A 19935-nucleotide genomic window follows, 5' to 3' on the forward strand; every position below is an offset into this window, starting at 1 on the left:
CCTGAAGCTCGGAGAGAACTCAATCGCCATGTCTGGTCTTTCTCTACACCGAAAGCGCTGTCGCTACCGTGATCCGAATGATGCACTGCTGGGTATGCGGGTGACGCAATAGACCGCGCCTATAGTTTCCGGGTCTGCGATTCCTGGTCATGAATGTCGCTGAGAGCAAGATCCTGCGGGGTTTTGATCTGAGCCGTCTCCTCGCGGATGGCCTCGATCAGGCTCGCGAATCCCTGGCTGATCGAGTTGACGGTGGAAAGGACCTGTTCATGCTCCATGCGGCAGCCCGGCCCGACCTGGTTGGCGAAGTCGTCGTTGCCCTCGGCACCCCACCAGCCGCTGTACTGGCCATATCCCTCGTCGAACTCAGGACCCAGCCGGTCCGAATACGCCACGGCTTCCCGCAATTCCGAACAGCCCTGCAGTATTTTCTCAATGTCTGCCGAGTACTCACTTCCCATGCCGTCTCACGCCTTTCGCCTCATTAGCGGCCTTTTCCGTCACAGCGGGCGCAGAGAGCGCTTCCTCTCCGTCCTCGTGGATCTCGTCGCGCAGCCGGTCCCTGACGGTCGTCGGCTGCTCCCTCTGCTCCGCTCCGTCGAGCAGGGAGCCAAAGATTTTTTCCCAGTCCGCGCCCACGTGCTCGGACAAGGATTCACCGCCAGCGGCCTTGGTGAGCGGCTCGAAGGTGTCCACCACGCGCCGCGCCATCTCCCCGCGAGCCTTCTCAACGGTTTGCAGGATCGCGGAGGACAGCTGAGCAGCTGCCATGTTCTTGTATTTGCCGTCAAGAAACTCCAGGCCTACGAGCGCGCCCTGGGGGCCCACCGATATCTGGACGGACCTGTCGGCGGACCGTGCGGTGACCGTCGCCTGCCTGAGTTCCGACTCGGCCTTCGCCACGGCTTCTTCTGTGGCCTTGATCCGCGCGAGCGCATCGGCCAGACGCTGTTCCATCGGTGCCTTCATGCCGCTTCTCCTTCATCCTCTTCCAGGTATTCCGGCCAGTCCGGTGGGGGCTCATCGGGCACAGGGGTCGGGGGAACGTTCCCGTCACCGTCCGAGGGCCTGCGGGGCGCCGCCCTCATCGGTGCCCCAGACCTCTTCGTCCTCGGCCAGCCACGTAGTGCGTTCACGGTCGCTGCTCTCTGTGGCCTGGTTCTGCTGCGGTCCCGAACCTCCGGACATCGGAGGCGCGAACGGAGTACCGCTGGCGGTCGGGACGGCACCTCTTGTAGCAACGCTGTTCTCCTGCGCTTCCAAAGTGCCGCCACGCCGGCCGGCACGGCTGACGCCCTGCTCCAGCACGCTGCGGGTGCGCTCTGAGGCAGAGCCGCCCTCCCCGCCGGCCGCGCCGCCTTTGCCGGTCTGAGGGAGCATCCCCGGGCTGCCGGAATACTCACCCGTGCCGGCAGATGGGTTGACTGCCAGTTCCTGACCACGGCCCAGCGCAGACCCCAGATCGTCCAGGTTGTAGAGGTTTCCCCCGAATTCCGAGCCATAGGGCGAGTACGTCGACGACAGAGCGGAAGGCTGGGGAAGGGCGTCGATCCGCTGCCGGATGAGGTCGCCCGTGTCCGTCTGGGAGGCCCTCAGCCGGTCCGACTCGGACTGGACGTCTGCCATGTGTTCGTCATAGTCCGCCTTGGCCTGTTTCCGGGCCTGCTCCGCATCCTGGCTAGCCTGGTCCTGCTCTTGCTGGATGGCGGCCTTCTCCCGCTCGTACTCCTCCTTGGCAGCCGCTTCCTGTTGGTCGGCCTTTTCTATGGTCTCTTGCTCGCGGTCGTTGATGTCAGCGAGCTTCTGGTCGTACTCGGCCTTGGCGGCCTCGGGGCTGATCTGCCCGTCGGAGAGCGCCTTTTCGTATTCGAGCTTCGCCTGTGCCCGTTCACTCTCGGCCTTTTGACGGGCATTGTCCCGCTGCGCCGTCGCGTCGGCCCGAGCCTGGTCGAAGTCCTTCTTTGCCTGTGCGGACTGCTGGTCAGCAGCCTCGTCGGCGGAGTCACGCTCGGCTTTTGCATCGGCGAGATCTTGCTCGTACTGGGCACGGGCGTCAGCCTTGTCGCGCTCCAGGTCGTACTTGGCCTGCGTCTGCTCCTTGAGAGCCTGTTGACGCGCCTCTTCCTGGTCGCGGTTTGCCTGGTCGCGTGTCTCCTGCTGGTCCTGGAGGACTTTTTGACGGTCCGTCTCAGCCTGCTCACGCGCTGCCAGTTCCTGCGCCTGGATGTCCTGCCGTTCCTCGTCCTGCTGCTTTTCCGCTTCCTCGCGGTCCTTCTTCGCCTGCGCGAGGGCCTCGTCCCGGTCCTGCTGCTGCTGATTGCGGATGCGCTCGCGTTCAGCGTCTTCTATGGCCCGCTGCCCAGCGTTCTGACTCAGGACGAGCGACTGCTGCTCGGCAGCGCTCTTCTTGGCTTCCTCGCTGTCCTTCTCCGCCTTTGCGCGGGCCTCGTCCTGCTCAGCTCGGAGCCGCTCGCTGTCCTGCTCGGCCTTGGCGCGGGCCTCGTCTTGCTGCGTCAGCGCAGTCGCCCGGTCCTGCTCGTTTTGCTTGCGGACCGCGTCCTGATCCTGTTTCGCCTGATTACGATCCTGCTCGGCGGTCTTGCGGGCGGCGTCGCTGTCCGCCTCGGCCTGCTTACGACTCTCGTCGTTCTCCGCCAGGGCGTCCGCACGGTCCTTCTCAGCCCGGGCTCGATCCGATTCATTCTGCTTACGGATCTCGTCACGGTCCTCCTCGGCCTGCTTACGGCTCTCGTCGTTCTCCGCCAGGGCGTCGTCGCGGTCCTTCTCGGCCCGGGCTCGGTCCTCTTCGTTCTGCTTACGGATCTCGTCGCGGTCCTTCTCGGCCCGGGCTCGGTCCTCTTCGTTCTGCTTACGGATCTCGTCGCGTTCTTTGTCCGTCTGTTCCTTGTTGGCGATCTCGCTGAGGGACTGTTGGTCACGGTCGCTCAGCTTGTCGTCGAACGCCTTGACCACGTCGCGTAGGGCCTCGTTGATGCGCTCAATAGACTCAGAGCCCGCGGCGCTCAACCATTCCTGGGCGTGGTGGTCCCAGCGGCGGACTGCTTCCTCGCCGATCGCCTTCCAGGTGCCGGTGTCGCCGGGCGCACCGTACTCCTTGCCCTCAATAGTGATCATCTGCCGGAAGCCCGCAGTCGAGATGATCTTCGAGTACGAAAGGCCCGTTCCGGTGCCAGGCTCAATGTCAGTGCGTTCGTACTGGTTGTCGAACAGTTCCAGGCGTGCCTGCTGCAGAAGGTCATATAGCCACCGCTGCGGGGAGCTCGTGTCCCGCCAAGCGAGCCAGGCGTTGTAGAGGTTCTCCGCTTCCTGGCGAATCACGGACTGTGCGTAGGCCAGGGCACGGGCGGGCTTTGATGTGAGCGTGTACCCGTCGAGGGATACCTCGACGGCGTTGCTCGCACCGCCATGGAGCTGCTCAGCGTAACCGTCGTAGTTTCTATTGAGCTTGTGGATGAGGTGTTTGAAGAGGCTGGCACCTGTGCCGCTCCAGGTATCGCTCTCCTCCCCGATCTCCTTGCCGTCCCACTCCTTCATGCGCTGAGCGCCGTCCTCGAAGAAGTTGACGGCCCGATCGAAGGCTCTGCCCACTTCGGTGAAAGAGAGCAGGTCGACGTACGAGCTGTCGTCCACACTCAGTCCGCGGTTGTTGAATCCCCAGGTGTTGTGGGGATAGTAGGCAATCTGAAAGAGGGCGTCCGCCGATCCATGGGAGTACTGCGCAAGTGGACGGGTGTTCCACTTGATGTATTCGCCCTCTTCGTTATAGCGGCCTTTGTCTTTGAGGTACTGGCTAGTGTTGTCGCTGCCGGCCGGGTTGTCGTAGCCGCTCGGAGGCAGGCGATCGTCGCCGCCCATCGTGCCCAGGATGGTGATGTAGGCCCACCATCTGTCCAGGGTGGTGCCCGGTGCAGGATCGGCGTTCCAGCTCTTCGGAGCGTTATAGAAGGGTATTACGTAGTCGGTGCTCTCGTATCGCCATCCACCCCCCGATACGAAGCCGGGTGTGTACTCTGACCCCGCATGCGGCATTCGCACATGCATCAGCGGAATGCCTTCGTTTCCCTTCAGGTCGTCGAACAGTGTCTTCCGATCCGGCAGCATATAGCCGGTGAGCATGTCGACTGCCTTTTTCCAGTAATCGTCGTTGTTCATGCTCGTATCGGGCATCACTGAGCTCCGCTGCGTGAAGTGGCAAGAAGGTGCGTTCCGCGCCGCTACTGCTTGGTCTGGCCGCCGTCAGTGCCGCTGATGTCCTGGTCGACGTCGTCGAAGATGTCCAGGAAGTCGTCGGCAGAGATCTGGTCGAGGCTCTTCGTCTGGCTTTCCTTGAGTTTTGCGATGGTTTCCCAGAGTGCCTCTTCCAGGTCCGTGAAGAGGACGTGGTGGTCCGTGAGGATTTCGCCGATCTGCCCAGCTGCTTCCTGGATCTTTTTGTTCAGGTTGGCGCCGCCGACGACATCACCCTCTCCAGCCATGAGGCCGAGGATGAGCGGACGTTTGGACATGATCGTGGTGTTCGTGATGTCACCGATGGCGATGTTCTCCATCGATTGACCACTTGGGTCGTCTTTGAGAATTTTGTCCAAGGCGGCCCGGAACTCATCGACATGCTCTTTGATGAACGCCCTCAGCCATTGGCTGTCGAGGACTGTGGCCTTGGGAGCCATGGCAGTTGTTTTCTCCTCTTTGGGCGGGTGCAGATAGCCGGCCGTGGGTGCCGGAATCAGTGGTCTGCCAATTTTGCGGGTCGGGATGGCTAAGCATTCCTGCTCGCGACAGATCTGCGCTGCCGGCCTCGCCCGGCACGGCGGGGCCGACAGCGCTCCAGGTTTGTGCGCTACTCGTTGGCGACGGCGGTACGTCGGCGGTGGTCAGCGACTGCCGATCCGGATGTCGCTCCACTTCTGCGCGAGGTTCTGCTCGGTGAAGCGGTAGTTGTCGGAGATGCCGGTAAGCAGGGACGAGTGGTTGGCCAGCAGGGTCTTCAAATTCTCCATGGCCTGGTCCCAGTTGGCCTGAACCTGGCTGTAGACCTCCCTGTCGTCACCGATCCAGGTGTTGCGCAGTTCGGCGAGTTCCATTTCGAGGTTTGCCATGGTGCTCATGATCGCCTGGGTCTGACTGACCATGTCATCCGCCGCGTTTTCGGCGTGACGGTAGTCGACGAATATGTAGCCGTCGCTGAAGTCCATCGATTCGATTCCTCATTTGACCGTGTGTTGCCGGTTGAACGGCAGCTGCCAGTGGGCGGGACAGCGGCCGGTGGATGGGGCGCCTATGACTAGGCGAGAGGGCGATGACCGATTGTGTCCGCCGGACTAGGCTGCTCCGGGGTTGAGCTGATCGAACACAGCGCTGGATCGCGCGAACTCAGCATCGATGGACTCGTTCGCCGAGCCCTGCGCCAGACCGTGTTCGCGCAGCGTCTGGTTGAGTTCGTCGATCATGCGGTCGAGGCTGGACAGGATGGTGTCGACGTTCCGGTCCCACTTGTCCAGCAGATTGCCGAAGGCGCCGCCATCCGCGCCGCCGTAACCGGAAGAGAGGCCCACCCTCGTGCCCTGGACGTCCTGCTGGCACTTCAGCACGCCGTTGTAGGCCTGCTCGAGCGACATGATTCCATTCCGCGTCGCGGCTTCCTCTGATTGCTGTATGGGCATGCGCGTTTGCCTCTCAATGAAGAATCGTGGGTTTCCACCGCCCGATGCCTCCATCGCTGGTCGCATCATGCGTACGCAGCGCACATCGGCACCGTTCATCTACGGCCGGCAGTTCTCAGCGGGGTAGCACGGATACTAGACAAGAAGCAGAGCGTCAGGCAACGCGCCAGCGCGTGGAAATGGGCTACGCAAAGGTCCGAAATTGCTCAGTTGAGCTGAAAGCAATTTCCAGGCCGCTCACTTGAGAATCGACACACGCCATAGGCGGGCGTTTTGGACACACCGCCCACTCCTCGTCACGGTCGACAATGGCGAGGACACCGACAGTGAGGCAACAATCTCCTTCAGTGCACCGGCCCGAAGAAGCGCGCTTCACGCCTTTCACCACGAAGAGACTACTTGCCTGTTTTACACTGAGACGTGATGATGTGTTCCCCCGTGGACGCGGACTCAGGGTCAAGGTCTGGGCCCGTTGGCAGCATCGCCAGCAATGGCGCGGGCAGCGCCTGCGGACGAGCCCCCTCATAGCCCAGAGCCTTGACGCCCTCTTGCGACGTCAGCCGGTACTTCACACCGGAGTCAGTCACCACGTACGTGGTGTCCCCCAGTGCGTTCCCGCCGGCGCCCAACACGTTCACCAACGCCCCCTTGCCGGATGGCACGAAGATGGCGTCAACGTCCAGGCAGGCGGGCTCCACCTCCTCCGAGGGCGGTTGGGCAGGCAGGCCGACGGCCTCAACCGGCAGCACAAACGTGCTGGTCCGCGGGGTATCGGCGCTACCATCTACCCCCGCACAAGGGAGGGAACCAGCGGCGATGTCAACGGTCTTCGGCGGGGCTTCCGGCAGCGCTCCCGCACCTGCCCCCCCCATGGCCGAGGCTGCGGTGGGGGCCAGATGACCGCTCAGAGCGTCGGCACCGAGGCGGGTCACCACAGCTGCACCGCCTCCGTACGCCTTGGCGCGCGTCTGCGGGTCGCCGAGCACGAGCGCCGCGCCCGTGGCCGTCAGCGGGGCCAACCCCTCCCTGGTGAGCAGGTGGTAGCGGGGTGCGGCTCCTGGCACATTTACTTGGAAGACCTGGCCAATCCTGGTCTTGCGCCCATCCATGTGTGGTCCTGCATCTCCCCTACCGGGCACCCCCTGAGGCGTCAGATCGGGGCCCGAGGGGAGCGCGTTCAAGAATGACGCGGAGACCGGGCGCGGTGTGGACGAACCGTAGCCCAGCGCCTTGAGGGCGTCCGCCCTGTCGTCCATGCGCAGCCGCCTGCCCTGCCAGACCAAGTACACGGTTTTGTCGGGGCCCAAAACGAGGACGGACTTCGTGCCTCCGAGTTTCGTTGCGCCGCTGACGCCGGTGAAGTCAGGGCTGCCGACTGCCAGCACGGTCGTGGCGGTGGCCCCTCCCCCGCTGCGGGGCGCGAGGCCGGAGCACACCAGCCAGGGCCCGCTGTTCACATCCCCCGCACCTGGGAGGGTGTCAGGGGCGCCCGGTATGCCGACGGGTGACCCATGGGGTTCACTTCGGAGGGATTCATCCGACACCGTTGTGGTCTCCAAGCTGCCGTTGGCCAGCAGGAGGGCAGATGCGTAGTTTCGCACCGGGCGCAGGCGGCCGTTCAGGTAGAGGAAGCGGCTGCCCGTTTCCTTGCTGACGATGAGGGCTCCGGAGGTGCGCCAGGAGTCGTTGCCGCCAGGCTTGAGGAGCCCGAAGACAAAGGCTCCCGCGCAGAGGATCAGGGCAATGATCAGGCTCATGGCCACACTGCGGTTGGTTCGGCCCGAGGGGCTTTCCGGTGCGTCGGGCTCGGCACGTAGCATGGCCGAGGCCAGTCGGCCCATGACGAACATATGCGCCTGTACCTGGTCGCGTTTTGACTGCATGTCCGGCCTCCGATCAGCCGTTGAGGCCGCGAAGGGCGCCGTACACGCCCATCGACCAAAGCGTGAGCGGCAGCATGCTGAGCGCCGCGATGGAGTGCAAGACTTCAGCCGCGCGTCCCCAGTACGGCACGAGCCGACGTCCGGGCACTGTCCACGAGGCGATGGCAATGGATGCCGTCAGGCCGAGCAGTCCTGCTGTCAGGATCAACCGGTCGCCGGGGCTGAAGTCGACCGCGGAGCCAAACAGCAGTAGGGCGGCGCCCCATGCTCCCGCTACCGTGAGCGCGAGACGCTGCCAGATATTTCCGAGACCGCGGCTGTGCAGAAGCAGCAGGAGCGAGAGCGCGATCATAGTGCAGACCTCGGGGAGTCGAGGGCGGAAGGCCATGGCCGCCAGGCAGGGCACGCAGATCAGTCCGACGCTTGCGTAGAAGGCGGTCATCCAGCCGTCCGCGAGGATGGAGCGCGTCTCGATCTCGTTGGTGGGGTAAGGGTCGATGCCCTCCTGCAGCTGCTGGGCATTGGTGGGCAGCGGAGGCATTCGCATCCCGGCCAGCCGGAACGACAACGACGGAACGAAACCGCCGAAGAGCACCGCCGCCAACGCCACAACGCTCGCCGCCTGCTCGGGCCCCAGGTCCCCGACAATGATCACCACAGCGCCGAGCGCCCCGCCTGCGGCGATCACGGCAACGCCCAGGAACAGAGCTGCGTACAGGCCGACGGCCGCCAGCGCGAGTACCGCCCCACCTGCGGCGGCCGCCGCCGCAGCCAGCAGTCTGGCGCCGAATACGGCGTCCCCATCCGGTCCACTCAGGGCGCCTCCCGGCAGGAGCCAGCCGGCCATCGCAAAATAGGGGGCGACCAGGAAGCCGAGTGCCGCGCCTGCACCGGCGTCCCCGACGGCTCGGCTGGCCGAGGCCGCTCCCGCCACGAGCAGCAGCCCGGCCAGGCCGGCGGCCAGAGCCCCCAACCAAGGTGGGTTGCCAGGGACGGCGAGGACGGCGAGGCCGAGCACGAGCACGGAGACGAACAGGCCGCGCAAGAGTCGGCGGCTGGCCTCGGCGCTCCATCCGTGCGGGCGTTGCTGCATGGTGCTGGAGATGCCGTCGACCAGGTCGTCGAGATGCACTTCGGGCAGCGCGTCGGTACGCGCCCTGAGATAGAGCACCTCACCGTCACGCATCCCGAAGGAGTCCAAGGTACTCTCAGGGTCGAGCGGCGGTCCGCCGAGGCGTTGGAGCACCCACCCTTCGTGCTCCAACCCGGCTTCTTCCAGGTCGACCCCCCCGTAGCTGATTACAGTGGGCAGCAGATCAGCGACGGGCACGTCGGAGGGCACAGCCAGGTCGATCGTCTTCGCGGGGGCGCGGACAGTAAGGCGACACAGGTTTGCCGCCTGTTTGTCAGTCATGAGCTTATTTCTGCTTCCTTACGGGACCGCGTGTGCGGTGGCTGGAATGTGGGAGCGTGAATCTGACGGCTCCTCGAATCGCGAGCCTGGATCGCAAACTAGTACGCAGCAATGAGTTTTACGCTTCTCCGCGGCAGTTGACAACCTGAACCGATAGGGATTCAAGGTACTTTCTCGATAGCCGCCGACATAGCATTGCGGACACGCCTCAGATTCTGCGAATCTGAAATTCTATGCTTTGCGCTGCGTTTCGGACGACGGTCGCAGATTTCGTCCCAGGCCGGCCACGAGGCCATTGTTCACGGGAATTTATTCGGACCTCGTCGAGGAGGATAATTCGTTGAGTGTGACCCTGTTCCGGCGGCCCGCGCGCCGGCATGGCCCGCAGATGCCGTCGGGGGAGGTCAGCCTCCAGGAGCCACCGGCCCTGCCGGAGGTCGTCCCCGACAGCTCCGCAGTGTGGACCTATCTACCCATGGCGCTGATGTCGGTGTCCATGATGATGATGTTCATGCGGCCCGGGATGTCCAAGTCAAGCGGTGGGTTCATATACATCGCCCTCGGCATGATGGTGCTGTCCACCGCGGGCATGATGGTGGGTCAGGTCATGCGCCGCAGTGGCGAGCGCAAGCAGCGGCTCAAGGGTGAGCGCCGTGACTACCTGCGATACCTGGCACAGACCCGGCGCAAGGTGCGCGCTGCCGTCGCTGAGCAGCAAAAGGCGTTGTCCTGGCGGCATCCGGCGCCCGCGGCTCTGGGCACTCTGGTGCGCAGTAGCCGGTTGTGGGAGCGACGCCCATCAGACGAGGACTTCGGCGAGGCCCGGATTGGCATCGGCGACCAGCGGCTCGCCATGACGCTGACCCCGCTGTCCTCGAAGCCTGTGGAGGACCTGGAGCCGATGTCCGCGCATGCGCTGCGCAGCTTCATCCGGGCGTACTCCAGTGTTCCGGAGCAGCCGATCGCGATATACCTCAAGGCCTGGTCGAAGGTTCTCTTCCGCGGCGACGACGAGAAGATCCGCGGTGTGGTCCGCGCGCTGCTCGCCCAGCTCGCCGTCTTCCACTCCCCCGATGACCTGTGGATAGCGCTGTGTGTCTCCGACGAGCGGCGTGCGGAGTGGGAGTGGGCCAAATGGCTGCCGCACAGCCTGCACCGGCACGAGCAGGACGGAGCCGGGCCGACCCGCTTGATTGCCTCGGCATTCGGTGAGGTGGAGAACCTCCTGGGCGCTGAGTTCCAGGAGCGCCCCGCGTGTGACCCGGAGGCCGTCAGCGGCCGCGAGGAGCCGTTTACGGTCGTCGTGGTGGATGGTTGCAGCATCCCTGGCGGTCACCGCTTCGATGGGCTGGGCTTCCGCAACGCGGTCGTCCTCGACCTGACCAGCGCCCTGTCGTGGAAGCCTGGTCGCACCACGCTGCGCCTGGAAGTCGAGGAGAACCGTCTGTCGTTGGTGCGGACCGACCGTGACCGCAAGGAGGAGACGACGCTTCTGGGCTCGCCCGACAGGCTGGGCCCGGTCGGCTCCGAGGCCGTTGCCCGTCTGATCGCCCCGTACCGTATGGGGCTGGGCGGCGAGGTGGGCGAGCCGTTCTCCGCCGACGTACAGCTGACAACGCTGTTGGGCATCCCGGACCTGTTCCGGCACGATCCGTCCTCGCTGTGGCAGCGGTTCACCGGCAGCGGCCGGCTGCGGGTCCCTATTGCTGTCAGCGCCGAGGGCGCTCCGGTCGAGTTGGACATCAAGGAATCAGCCCAGGGAGGCACGGGTCCGCATGGCATGCTCATCGGAGCTACCGGCTCCGGCAAGAGCGAGCTGCTGCGCACCCTCGTCCTGGCGCTGGCGCTGACCCACTCCTCCGAAACGCTCAACTTCGTCCTCGTCGACTTCAAGGGCGGAGCAACGTTTCTGGGGTTGGACGAGCTTCCACACACTTCGGCGGTCATCACCAACCTCGCCCACGAAGTGGCACTGGTCTCCCGTATGCAGGATGCCCTGCACGGCGAGCTGATGCGCCGCCAGGAACTCTTGCGCTCGGCCGGGAACTACACCTCTGCGCTGGAGTACGAGAAGGCTCGGCAGTCGGGCGCCCCGCTCCAGCCCCTGCCCAGCCTGTTTGTGATTGTGGACGAGTTCAGCGAACTGCTCTCAGCACACCGCGACTTCATGGACCTATTCGTGATGATCGGCCGGCTGGGCCGCAGCCTTGGGGTGCATCTGCTACTGGCTTCCCAGCGCCTGGACGAAGGCCGGATCCATCAGCTGGAGAGCCATCTGTCGTACCGGATCGGCCTGCGTACCTTCTCGGCGATGGAAAGCCGCGGCGTGCTCGGGGTGCCGGACGCCTACGAGCTGCCCGCCCAGCCCGGCAGCGGCTTCCTCAAGAGCGGGGTGGACGCGCTCACCCGCTTCCGCGCCGCCTATGTCTCGGGTTCGTACGTGAAGCGACGCCCCGCTGTGGCGCAGGCTCAGGTCGCTAGCCAGATGGTGCCGTGGACGTCCGCCTGGGTCGTGCCGCGGACTTCCGCCGTTCCGGACTCGGACCCTGACGAGAGTCGGGCCGCCCCCGAACCGAAGGGCGAAGACGACGGGAGCGGCGACACGCTGGTGTCGGTGGCCGTGGAACGGCTGCGGGACTCCGGCCCGCCGGCGCACCAGGTTTGGCTCCCACCGCTCGATCTTCCTCCCACCATCGACCAGATGCTGACGCCGCTCGCACCCGATCCGCGTTTCGGGCTGACCACGATCGACTGGCCCTCGCGGGGGCGGCTCACCGTCCCCGTGGGCATCGTGGACCGGCCCTTCGACCAGCGTCGCGACCTGCTGACGGTGGACCTGTCCAGCTCCGGCGGCCACGTGGCTATCGCGGGCGGTCCTCAGAGCGGCAAGAGCACCCTGGTGCGGACGCTGATCACCACACTTGCCCTGACCCACACCCCACGTGAGGTGCAATTCTACTGCCTGGACTTCGGAGGCGGCGCCTTGGCCGGGCTGAGCGGCCTCCCGCACATGGGCGGGGTAGCGGCGCGTGTGGACTCTGAGCGGGTAGGCCGCACCGTCGCTGAAGTGAACGCGGTGCTCAGCGGCCGGGAGCGGTTCTTCCTGGAGCATGGCATCGACTCCATGGCCACCTACCGCAAGCGTCGGGCGGAAGGGGAGTTCCCTGATGAACCGCACGGCGACGTCTTCCTCGTGATCGACGGCTGGTCGACGGTGCGCCAGGACTTCGACACGCACATCCCGACATTTAACGCGCTCGCAGCGAGGGGCCTCAACTACGGCGTGCACCTGATCGTCACCACAGCCCGGTGGGTGGAGCTGTCAGCGTCCGTTCGCGACCAGGCGGGCACCCGCCTCGAGCTGCGCATGGGCGAGGCGATGGACTCGCACATTGACTCGCGGAAGGCTGCCGCCGTACCGCGCAGCCCAGGCCGAGGGCTGACCGGCGAGAAGCTGCACTTCCTCGCGGCACTGCCGCGCGTCGACGGAGTCGAGGACTCCGAGGACCTGGCCGACGGAGTCGCCCGCCTGGTAGCTGCCGTCAGCGAGAGCTGGCCCGGCCCCAGCGCACCGCCGGTGCGGATGCTGCCCAGCCGGGTGGAGGTCGGCGCGCTGCCCGCCCCGGCCGGCGATCTGAGGATCGCGATCGGGCTGGAGGAGAACGAGTTGGCGCCGGTGTGGCACGACTTCACAGAGAACCCGCACATGATCGTGGTGGGCGACACGGAGAGCGGCAAGACCAACCTGCTGAAGGTGATTGCCAAGGGGATCACAGATCGGTACACCCCGGCTGAAGCCCGCATCATCACCGTCGACTACCGCCGGCAGTTGGTGGAGGCGGTGCCCCAGGCCTACCAGCTCGGGAACGCGGTGTCACTGGACGTGCTCAAAGAGTTGGTGGAAGGTGCCGCGCGCGCGGTCAAGGTGCGAGTGCCCGGCCCGGACATCAGCCCTTCGCAGATGAAGCTCTGCGACTGGTGGACCGGACCGAGGCTGTTCATCCTGGTGGACGACTACGACATGGTCGGTTCCGGCCCGATGGCACAGCCGTTCACGCCTCTGCTCGAGCATCTGGCGCTCGGCTACGAGGTAGGTCTGCACATCGTCGTGGCGCGTTCCTCTGCCGGGGCCGGGCGAGGTCTGAACGAGTCGCTGCTGCGGCGGCTCCAGGAAGTCAATACGCCCGCCATGCTGATGTCCTGCCCACCTTCGGAAGGCTACCTGTTCGGCAACGTAAAGGGCCGCACCTTGATCCCGGGGCGGGCGCTACGTATCGCCCGCCGAAAGACCGTCCAAGTGCAGACAGCAATTGCGGAGGACGGGGCCACGTGACGCCCTACAGCGGGCCCGTGTCAGTTGCCGGGAGGGAGCCGCTCGACGCGGTCTCCCTTCCGGCTGTCCGGGTGCCCTCGGACCCGTTCGCCGGGCTAGGGCCCCGGCGGCAGCCAGCCCCTGGATCGGCCGCGCGGAATCACCAAGCCGCAGGCGCCGACGAGCAGCACCACGGCCAGGAACACACCGGCGACACCCAGTCCCCAAGTGCGGGGCCCGGTGTCGGCGGGCGCCGACATACGGGCCGCCGGGGGCTTGGCAGCGTCCAAGGCGCTGTGGGAACGGGCTGGCGGCAGGACGGTCGACACGGCCGCGTACGGATCCAGCCGAGGGATGTCGGACGGATAGGACGTCTCCAGCAACTGACGGCTGGTCTGCTCGGCGGTCATCTCGGGGTGGTGGGCACGCACAAGAGCTGCGGCTCCGGCCGCGCAGGCAGCGGCCAGCGAGGCCCCGGAGCCGATGTAGTGCCCGGAGCCGTGCGGGCCGACACTAACCATGCCGTCGCCGGGGGCCTCGACGTCTGGCCGGTAGGCGGGCGGGGCCTTCTGCTGCCGTTCGCCGTTCGACCCGTAATCCACCACGGAGAGCACTCCTGGCAGGGCCGCGGGCCAGTACGGGCCGCGCGGCGCCTCACCGTTGGGGCCCAACTCCTCGCTCGGCACGGCATCCGGGGCCGCAGGGGCGACCACCAGGGCGTCCTTGCCGGTGGCGTACGTGACGGCCGACGCCAGCTCCGCTCGTCCCAATCGCAGTGTCGCGCCGACGTAAATCACTTCGGCTCCGCGTTCCGCGGCGTCACGGATGCCTTGGGCGACGCGCCCTACGCTGGGCGCGCCCCGGTCGTCGGTGCCGCTGACGGCAAGGATGCGGGCCTGCGGGGCGAGGCCGACCACCCCGTTGCCCATCTCGGGCGCCGCCGCGATGAGTCCGGCCACGAAACTGCCGTGGCCTGGGCAGTCCGTGCCCGCGCTGCCGAGGACGGGCACCCGGCCGGACAGTGCGGGAATTGCGGAGCCGACTCCGGTGTCCACCACCGCGACGGTGACCCCCTCGCCGCGGGAGAGCTCGTGCGCCCTGGTCAGACTGAGAGCCTGCCCGGACCAGGAGGCCGCCGTCGCGGTCTTTGCCGACGCCTCGGTGCAGGGCTGGCCCTCGCCCAGGCGTACAGGCAACGGGGGCAGGGTTATTGGTTCCTGGTCAGCGAGGGCCGGCCCGGACAGGGCAGGGAGCACGGTGGCTACGGCCGTGACGAGGACAAGCAGTCGAAGGGTCAAGCGTCTTGGCATGTCGCGCACTATAGGCGCGCTTCCTCGTCCGTGCGTCAGCGAGCGCCTCGCCGTGGCTGCCTCCCTACGGGTGTCTTACCTGGTGGGATATGGAATGACGAAGCATGAAATAGACGGCGGAGTATCTGATTACCTCTCCGCCTCACCGACCGCTCCGGCACACCCGGGCGGCGGATCGCGGCACAACATCAAGGAGGTTCGAGGCGCGTGACACGGCAGTTGCTCACGGTCGACCCACAACGGTCAGACGGTTTTCACACGATCGGTGAGGCACTGGCCCAGGCGCGCACTGGAGCGGTGATCCGGGTCAAGCCCGGACGCTACCCTGAGAACCTGATAATCAGGAACCGGGTCACCATCGTCGCGGACGGCGAGCGGGGAAGCGTCGAAATCTGCCCGCGCCGGGAAGGCACGATCACCCTCCTGGCGGACGCAGTCATGCTCACCAACCTCGTGCTGCGCGGCCACGACAAGGAGATTCCTGTCGTCGACGTGCCGATGGGGCAGGTGGCACTGGACGGCTGTACCGTCACCGGCTCGGGATGGACGGCCGTAGTGATGCGCGGCTCGGGCTCGTTGGCCGCCCGCGGGTGCCGGATCAGCAACCCGGGCGGCGCGGGATTCGTGGACACCTCGAAGGCCGAAAGCTTCATCGAGGACTGCGAGTTCGAAAATCTCGGCACCTCCGCCATTGTGATCGGCGAGCAGGCGCGGCCTACGGTGCGCGGCTGCCGGGTGCGCGGCGCCCGGGGCAACGGCATTCTGGCCAACGGCGAATCCGGAGGCATGATCGAGGGCTGCGACATATCCGGCACGGACAAGCCGGCCATCGCCCTTGAGGGGCACAGCACCACCCGAGTGCTGCGCACCACCGTCCACGACGCTTCCGTTGGCCTGTTCGTCACCAGCGTCTCTCGCCCGGAGCTGGAGGACTGCGAGTTCACCTCGATAGCCGGCAACGGCATCGTAATCTCCGGCGGCGCAGATCCCCTGCTGCGTCACTGCCGTACACGCAAAACGAAGAGCAGCGGCCTGCTCGTCCTGGACCGCTCCCGCGGCACTCTGGAAGAGTGCGAGTTCACCGGCTCGACAGAGCCCGCGATCCGGGTGATCGAGGGCAGCTCCCCCACCCTCATCGACACAGTGGTGCGCGACTGCCACGACGCGTCCGGGGCGGTGCTGCTCGCCGACGACTCTGTTGCAGAGTTCGACCGACTGCGTGTGGTGGGCGCCGCCGGGGTCGCAATCTCCATTCGCTCCAACGCGAGCCCACTGTTGCGCCGCGCGGTCGTCAGCGGATCCGGCGGGAACGGCGTAGAGGTTACGGCAGACGGCCGGGCCCGTCTGGAGCACTGCGAGATCGAGTCAGCGGGCGGTGCCGCACTGTTCATCGCAGACGACGCAAAACTGGAGGCTTTCGACACGGAGTTGCGCTCCGCCAGCAAGGCGGGCGTCATGGTCGGAGAGCACGGCATGGGCATGCTGCGCGACTGCGTCATCCTAGCCAGTGGCGAATCCGGAGTGACCGTTCAGGCACGTGGCGAGATCACCCTCGAACGCGTCCGGGTGGAAGGGGCCAAAGCCCACGGTGTCCACGTGATGGACGGTGGCCGGGCCGCGCTGTCCGGTTGCGAGATCGTCGCCAGCAGCGGCGATGGGATCCGGGTCGACAGCGGGGACGATATGTCACTGACCGGCTGCGTCGTACGCGGCAACCGGGGCGCCGGGCTCAGGCAGAGCCGGCCTAGCGACCGGCTGTCGGTCACCGCCCTCAACAGCGTGGACAATGGCGCCCAGGACGCCTGGGGCGAGGACGTTACGGGCACGGCGGGCTTCGGTGGCGGTGGCAGCAGCGCCAAGGACGAATCCGAAAGCCCCCTCGCCGAGCTGGAGTCCCTGATCGGCCTGGAGAACGTCAAACACCAGGTCCGCACCCTGGTAAACCTCAACCAACTCGCCCAGCGCAGGACCAGTCTCGGCATGCCCGTCGCGTCGATGAGCCGCCATCTGATCTTTGCGGGACCGCCCGGCACGGGTAAGACGACGGTCGCCCGTCTCTACGGAAGCATCCTCGCCTCACTCGGCGTTCTGCGCACCGGTCACTTGGTCGAGGTTGCGCGAGCCGATCTGGTGGCCCAGTTCATCGGCGGTACGGCGATCAAGACGACGGAGGCGTTCAACAGCGCCCTCGGTGGGGTGCTGTTCATCGACGAGGCGTACACACTGACCCCTGGCGGCGCCGCCTCCAACGACTTCGGCCGCGAGGCTGTGGACACCCTGCTCAAACTGATGGAGGACCACCGCGACGACGTCGTCGTGGTCGCGGCAGGCTACTCGGAACTGATGGAGTCCTTTCTCTCCGCCAACCCCGGCCTGGCATCGCGCTTCACCCGCACCATCGACTTCGTCAACTACTCGGTGGAGGAGCTGGTGACGATCACCCAGAGCATGTGCGCCAACCACAAGTACGAGCTGGAACCACTGACGCTCGACGCGCTCGCCGTGCACTTCGAGGGAATGACGAGAGACGCAGCATTCGGCAACGGCCGCGCTGCACGCGGGGTCTTCGAGGAAATGATCGACCGGCAGTCTTTCCGCCTGGCCGCCATGGCCGACCCCGGCGAGAGCGACCTGGCGCTGCTGCTCCCCGAGGACGTCGGCGACGCGGCGGCCGCGACCGTTCGTGGAACGGAGCAGGAGACGGTGGACACGGACAGCCCGCTGGTCAGGCTGGAGGCGATGGTAGGCCTCGGTGCCGTAAAGCGCGAGGTGACCGGCCTGGTCAACCTGCTGTCCAACGCCCGACAGCGGGCCGCGGCCGGCCTCCCTACCCCCAAGATCAGCAATCACCTGGTGTTCACCGGGCCGCCCGGAACCGGCAAGACCACCGTGGCGCGACTCTACGCCGAGCTATTGCACTCCCTGGGCGTGCTGCGCCGACCTCAGTTGGTCGAGGTCGCCCGCGCCGACCTGGTCGGGCAGTACGTCGGCCAGACCGCGCAACTGACGAAGGACGTCTTCAACAGCGCCATGGGCGGTGTGCTGTTCATCGACGAGGCCTACACCCTCACACCCGAGGGCTCGTCCAACGACTTCGGCCGCGAAGCCGTGGACACCCTGCTCAAACTGATGGAGGACCACCGCGACGACACCGTGGTGATCGTGGCGGGCTATACCAACGAGATGCAGCGCTTCCTCGCCTCCAACCCGGGTCTGGCCTCGCGGTTCTCCCGCTTCGTAGAGTTCGAGAACTACAGCACCGAGGAGCTGGTGACCATCATCGCGGGGCATGCGGTGGCCTCCGGCTACGAGTGCGCCCCGCAGACGCTCACGTCGTTGCATACGTACATTGACGGGCTGCCACGCAACCGATCGTTCGGGAACGCGCGGCTCGCCCGCAAGCTCCTCGAGAACATGATGACCCGCCAAGCTGGCCGTTTGGGCGGACTCGCTGCTCCCACCGTGGAAGATCTCAAGCTGCTGTTGCTCGCGGACCTGCCGTTTGGGGACTCCCCGGTCCCTCGGCAGGAAGTTCACTGAACCCGGGCTCGGCTGTTGCGTCTGACTCCATGAGGCCCTTGCCGGAAAGTCATCTCGTGCGCCACTGAAGGGGTTAGACATGGCTGGATCAGACACGAGCAGCTCACCGCCCCTGCTGCCGCCTACGGAGGTACTGCTTGCCGCCTCCGTCGCCCGACGGTTCTATCTGGACAACCAGTCCAAGGTGGAGATCTCCAAAGAGTTCGACATCAGCCGGTTCAAGGTCGCCCGTTTGTTGGAGGCGGCCGTGGCTCAGGGCATCGTCGAGATCAACATCACTGTCCCGGCCAAGATCGACACCGAGCTGTCCGCGGCGATGCGTCGGCGATTCGGACTCAAGCACGCGATCGTAGTGAAGGTGACAGCCGACGACCCGGAAGGCCCGGAACCGGTCACCGAATGGCTGGCCCCAACCGCGGCCCAGCTCATCGCGAAGATGGTGGAGCCGGGGGACGTACTCGGGCTGGCATCGGGCCGCGCCGTGAGCTCCGTGGCTGAAGGATTCATCAAGCTGCCGCCATGCAACGTCGTCCAGTTGACCGGAGTCCACCCGCTGAAATCCATTGGCGCCGACTCCGTCGAGGCGGTCCGCAGGGCCGCGGCCCTCTCCGGCGGCAAGGCCTACCCCATCTACGCGCCGCTGGTCCTGCCCAACAAGCTCACCGCCGACATACTCCGCTGTCAGCCGGGCATCGCTGAACCCCTCGATCAGTTCGGCCGGGTTACCAAGGCGGTCATGGCCATCGGCGCCTGGGAAAGCACCCTCTCCACTGTCTACGACAGCCTGACCCCGGACGAGCGCGAGCAGTACCGCAGGCTCGGCATCGTCGCCGAGATGGGCGCTCTGCTGTTCGACCGAGACGGCATGGTGGTCCCCAGTGAACTGGACGACCGCGTCATCGCCGTCGGATGCGAGCAACTCAGTCGTATCCCCCAGGTGATCGGCGTCGCAGGGGGGATTCAGAAGGCCGAGGCGATCGGCGCCGTGCTCAGGTCCGGTCTGCTCACGAGTGTCGTCACGGACAGTGCGGCGGCGCTTCACATCCTGGGCGACTCACCCTCCGGGGAGCCATCCGGGGAAGCCGACTCTCGCCCGCGGCCCCGCCGGGATACGACGGACGTCGTCCAGGAGCCCTCTATCTGGCTCGCGGAGCGTGCCTGGCTCGGATGAGGCTTCGCCGGCAGATGCCCACGGAGGCGCCACCAGCCCGCAGGCCGCATCCGCGGTCTCCCCCTCCAGCGCCTCGACGAGCGGGAACGGCATCTCCGACAGTGGCGACTCGGACAAGGGCACTGGCAGCGGCGACTCGCACAAGCGCTCCACCAGCGCCAGCAGCAAGAAACGCCGTACCGAAAGCAACCAGGCGCAAGGCACCGCCGCCGGCACCGGCTCAAACACTCGGTCGACATCTGCCGCAGCGACGAGCTGGAGGTCAGTGCCGCCGACAACACCTTCGACAAGGAGGAGGGCATCATCACCGTTCAGTTCAAGAACGGAGACGAGCACAACTGCACCAGTAGCGGATTCGCCGGCGTCAACCTGAAGACGGGGTCTGGCGTTGCCTATCCGTGGAGCGCAATGGCGACAAGCCCGCGCCCGGTGTCTTCAAGGACGGCGAGTCGGCCGCCTTCAACATCACGTTCCGGGTCAACGAAACCGGAGGCTCCGGTGTTCACGCGTCCCAGGTCTTGGTGACTCTGCCGAACGAGACGAAGACCGTCACCATCGCCTGGCCCGCAGGCTCCCTCCCGTCCGAAACCCGGACTCACGGAGCCTCACCCAGCCGATCTAGAT

Annotated in this window: 12 protein-coding genes; 3 read left to right on the forward strand and 9 right to left on the reverse strand. The window is 66.0% G+C overall.

The annotated features are described in order from the left end of the window. Nucleotides 1-119: 119 nt before the first annotated feature. The 8 genes from ACIOEW_RS39620 to eccD all read right to left on the reverse strand — a co-directional run bounded on the left by ACIOEW_RS39620 (nucleotide 120) and on the right by eccD (nucleotide 8978). Entirely contained in the window at nucleotides 120-461 is a 342-nt protein-coding gene (locus tag ACIOEW_RS39620; RefSeq protein WP_401970273.1) for a hypothetical protein, read from the reverse strand. Continuing rightward, complete coding sequence (locus ACIOEW_RS39625; RefSeq protein WP_401970275.1) at nucleotides 451-969, reverse strand: YbaB/EbfC family nucleoid-associated protein; 519 nt, start codon at nucleotides 967-969, stop codon at nucleotides 451-453. The genes ACIOEW_RS39620 and ACIOEW_RS39625 overlap by 11 nt, the downstream gene beginning before the upstream one ends. A gap of 84 nt (nucleotides 970-1053) precedes the next feature. After that, nucleotides 1054-4173 (reverse strand): AAWKG family protein, encoded by a 3120-nt coding sequence (locus ACIOEW_RS39630; protein WP_401970276.1) that lies wholly within the window; start codon nucleotides 4171-4173, stop codon nucleotides 1054-1056. A gap of 62 nt (nucleotides 4174-4235) precedes the next feature. Next, nucleotides 4236-4688 (reverse strand): type VII secretion system-associated protein, encoded by a 453-nt coding sequence (locus tag ACIOEW_RS39635; protein ID WP_401970277.1) that lies wholly within the window; start codon nucleotides 4686-4688, stop codon nucleotides 4236-4238. Nucleotides 4689-4892: 204 nt separating this feature from the next. Then, on the reverse strand, nucleotides 4893-5213 hold the full coding sequence (locus tag ACIOEW_RS39640) for a WXG100 family type VII secretion target (RefSeq protein ID WP_401970278.1): 321 nt from the start codon (nucleotides 5211-5213) through the stop codon (nucleotides 4893-4895). 126 nt (nucleotides 5214-5339) lie between these two features. Beyond that, on the reverse strand, nucleotides 5340-5636 hold the full coding sequence (locus ACIOEW_RS39645; RefSeq protein WP_401970279.1) for a hypothetical protein: 297 nt from the start codon (nucleotides 5634-5636) through the stop codon (nucleotides 5340-5342). 440 nt (nucleotides 5637-6076) lie between these two features. Continuing rightward, entirely contained in the window at nucleotides 6077-7564 is a 1488-nt protein-coding gene (gene eccB, locus ACIOEW_RS39650) for a type VII secretion protein EccB (RefSeq protein WP_401970282.1), read from the reverse strand. A gap of 13 nt (nucleotides 7565-7577) precedes the next feature. Beyond that, nucleotides 7578-8978 carry a type VII secretion integral membrane protein EccD gene (eccD, locus tag ACIOEW_RS39655; protein ID WP_401970284.1) on the reverse strand — a complete coding sequence of 467 codons (1401 nt, stop codon included), beginning with the start codon at nucleotides 8976-8978 and terminating at the stop codon, nucleotides 7578-7580. A 388-nt stretch (nucleotides 8979-9366) separates the two neighbouring features. On the opposite strand from eccD, the gene eccCa reads away from it, so the two are divergent. Next, complete coding sequence (gene eccCa / locus ACIOEW_RS39660; RefSeq protein WP_401970314.1) at nucleotides 9367-13311, forward strand: type VII secretion protein EccCa; 3945 nt, start codon at nucleotides 9367-9369, stop codon at nucleotides 13309-13311. Between the two features lie 95 nt (nucleotides 13312-13406). Here the strand turns inward: eccCa and ACIOEW_RS39665 are convergent, their stop codons facing one another. Then, nucleotides 13407-14600 carry a S8 family serine peptidase gene (locus tag ACIOEW_RS39665; protein ID WP_401970287.1) on the reverse strand — a complete coding sequence of 398 codons (1194 nt, stop codon included), beginning with the start codon at nucleotides 14598-14600 and terminating at the stop codon, nucleotides 13407-13409. 207 nt (nucleotides 14601-14807) lie between these two features. Here ACIOEW_RS39665 and ACIOEW_RS39670 point away from each other — a divergent pair, with 207 nt between their 5' ends. Together ACIOEW_RS39670 and ACIOEW_RS39675 are read left to right on the forward strand one after the other, a co-directional pair. Beyond that, on the forward strand, nucleotides 14808-18140 hold the full coding sequence (locus ACIOEW_RS39670; RefSeq protein WP_401970290.1) for a right-handed parallel beta-helix repeat-containing protein: 3333 nt from the start codon (nucleotides 14808-14810) through the stop codon (nucleotides 18138-18140). Between the two features lie 79 nt (nucleotides 18141-18219). Continuing rightward, nucleotides 18220-19311 (forward strand): sugar-binding transcriptional regulator, encoded by a 1092-nt coding sequence (locus tag ACIOEW_RS39675; RefSeq protein WP_401970293.1) that lies wholly within the window; start codon nucleotides 18220-18222, stop codon nucleotides 19309-19311. Nucleotides 19312-19935: the final 624 nt, after the last annotated feature.

Source organism: Streptomyces sp. NPDC087901, from assembly GCF_044742205.1.
Taxonomy (GTDB): Bacteria; Actinomycetota; Actinomycetes; order Streptomycetales; family Streptomycetaceae; genus Streptomyces.

Coding starts and splice junctions, on each gene's coding strand:
- ACIOEW_RS39675 (WP_401970293.1), top strand. CDS start 18,220: ATGGCTGGATCAGACACGAGCAGCTCACCGCCCCTGCTGCCGCCTACG.
- ACIOEW_RS39665 (WP_401970287.1), bottom strand. CDS start 14,600: ATGCCAAGACGCTTGACCCTTCGACTGCTTGTCCTCGTCACGGCCGTA.
- ACIOEW_RS39645 (WP_401970279.1), bottom strand. CDS start 5,636: ATGTCGCTCGAGCAGGCCTACAACGGCGTGCTGAAGTGCCAGCAGGAC.
- eccD (WP_401970284.1), bottom strand. CDS start 8,978: ATGACTGACAAACAGGCGGCAAACCTGTGTCGCCTTACTGTCCGCGCC.
- ACIOEW_RS39625 (WP_401970275.1), bottom strand. CDS start 969: ATGAAGGCACCGATGGAACAGCGTCTGGCCGATGCGCTCGCGCGGATC.
- ACIOEW_RS39640 (WP_401970278.1), bottom strand. CDS start 5,213: ATGGACTTCAGCGACGGCTACATATTCGTCGACTACCGTCACGCCGAA.
- eccB (WP_401970282.1), bottom strand. CDS start 7,564: ATGCAGTCAAAACGCGACCAGGTACAGGCGCATATGTTCGTCATGGGC.
- eccCa (WP_401970314.1), top strand. CDS start 9,367: ATGCCGTCGGGGGAGGTCAGCCTCCAGGAGCCACCGGCCCTGCCGGAG.
- ACIOEW_RS39630 (WP_401970276.1), bottom strand. CDS start 4,173: ATGAACAACGACGATTACTGGAAAAAGGCAGTCGACATGCTCACCGGC.
- ACIOEW_RS39635 (WP_401970277.1), bottom strand. CDS start 4,688: ATGGCTCCCAAGGCCACAGTCCTCGACAGCCAATGGCTGAGGGCGTTC.
- ACIOEW_RS39620 (WP_401970273.1), bottom strand. CDS start 461: ATGGGAAGTGAGTACTCGGCAGACATTGAGAAAATACTGCAGGGCTGT.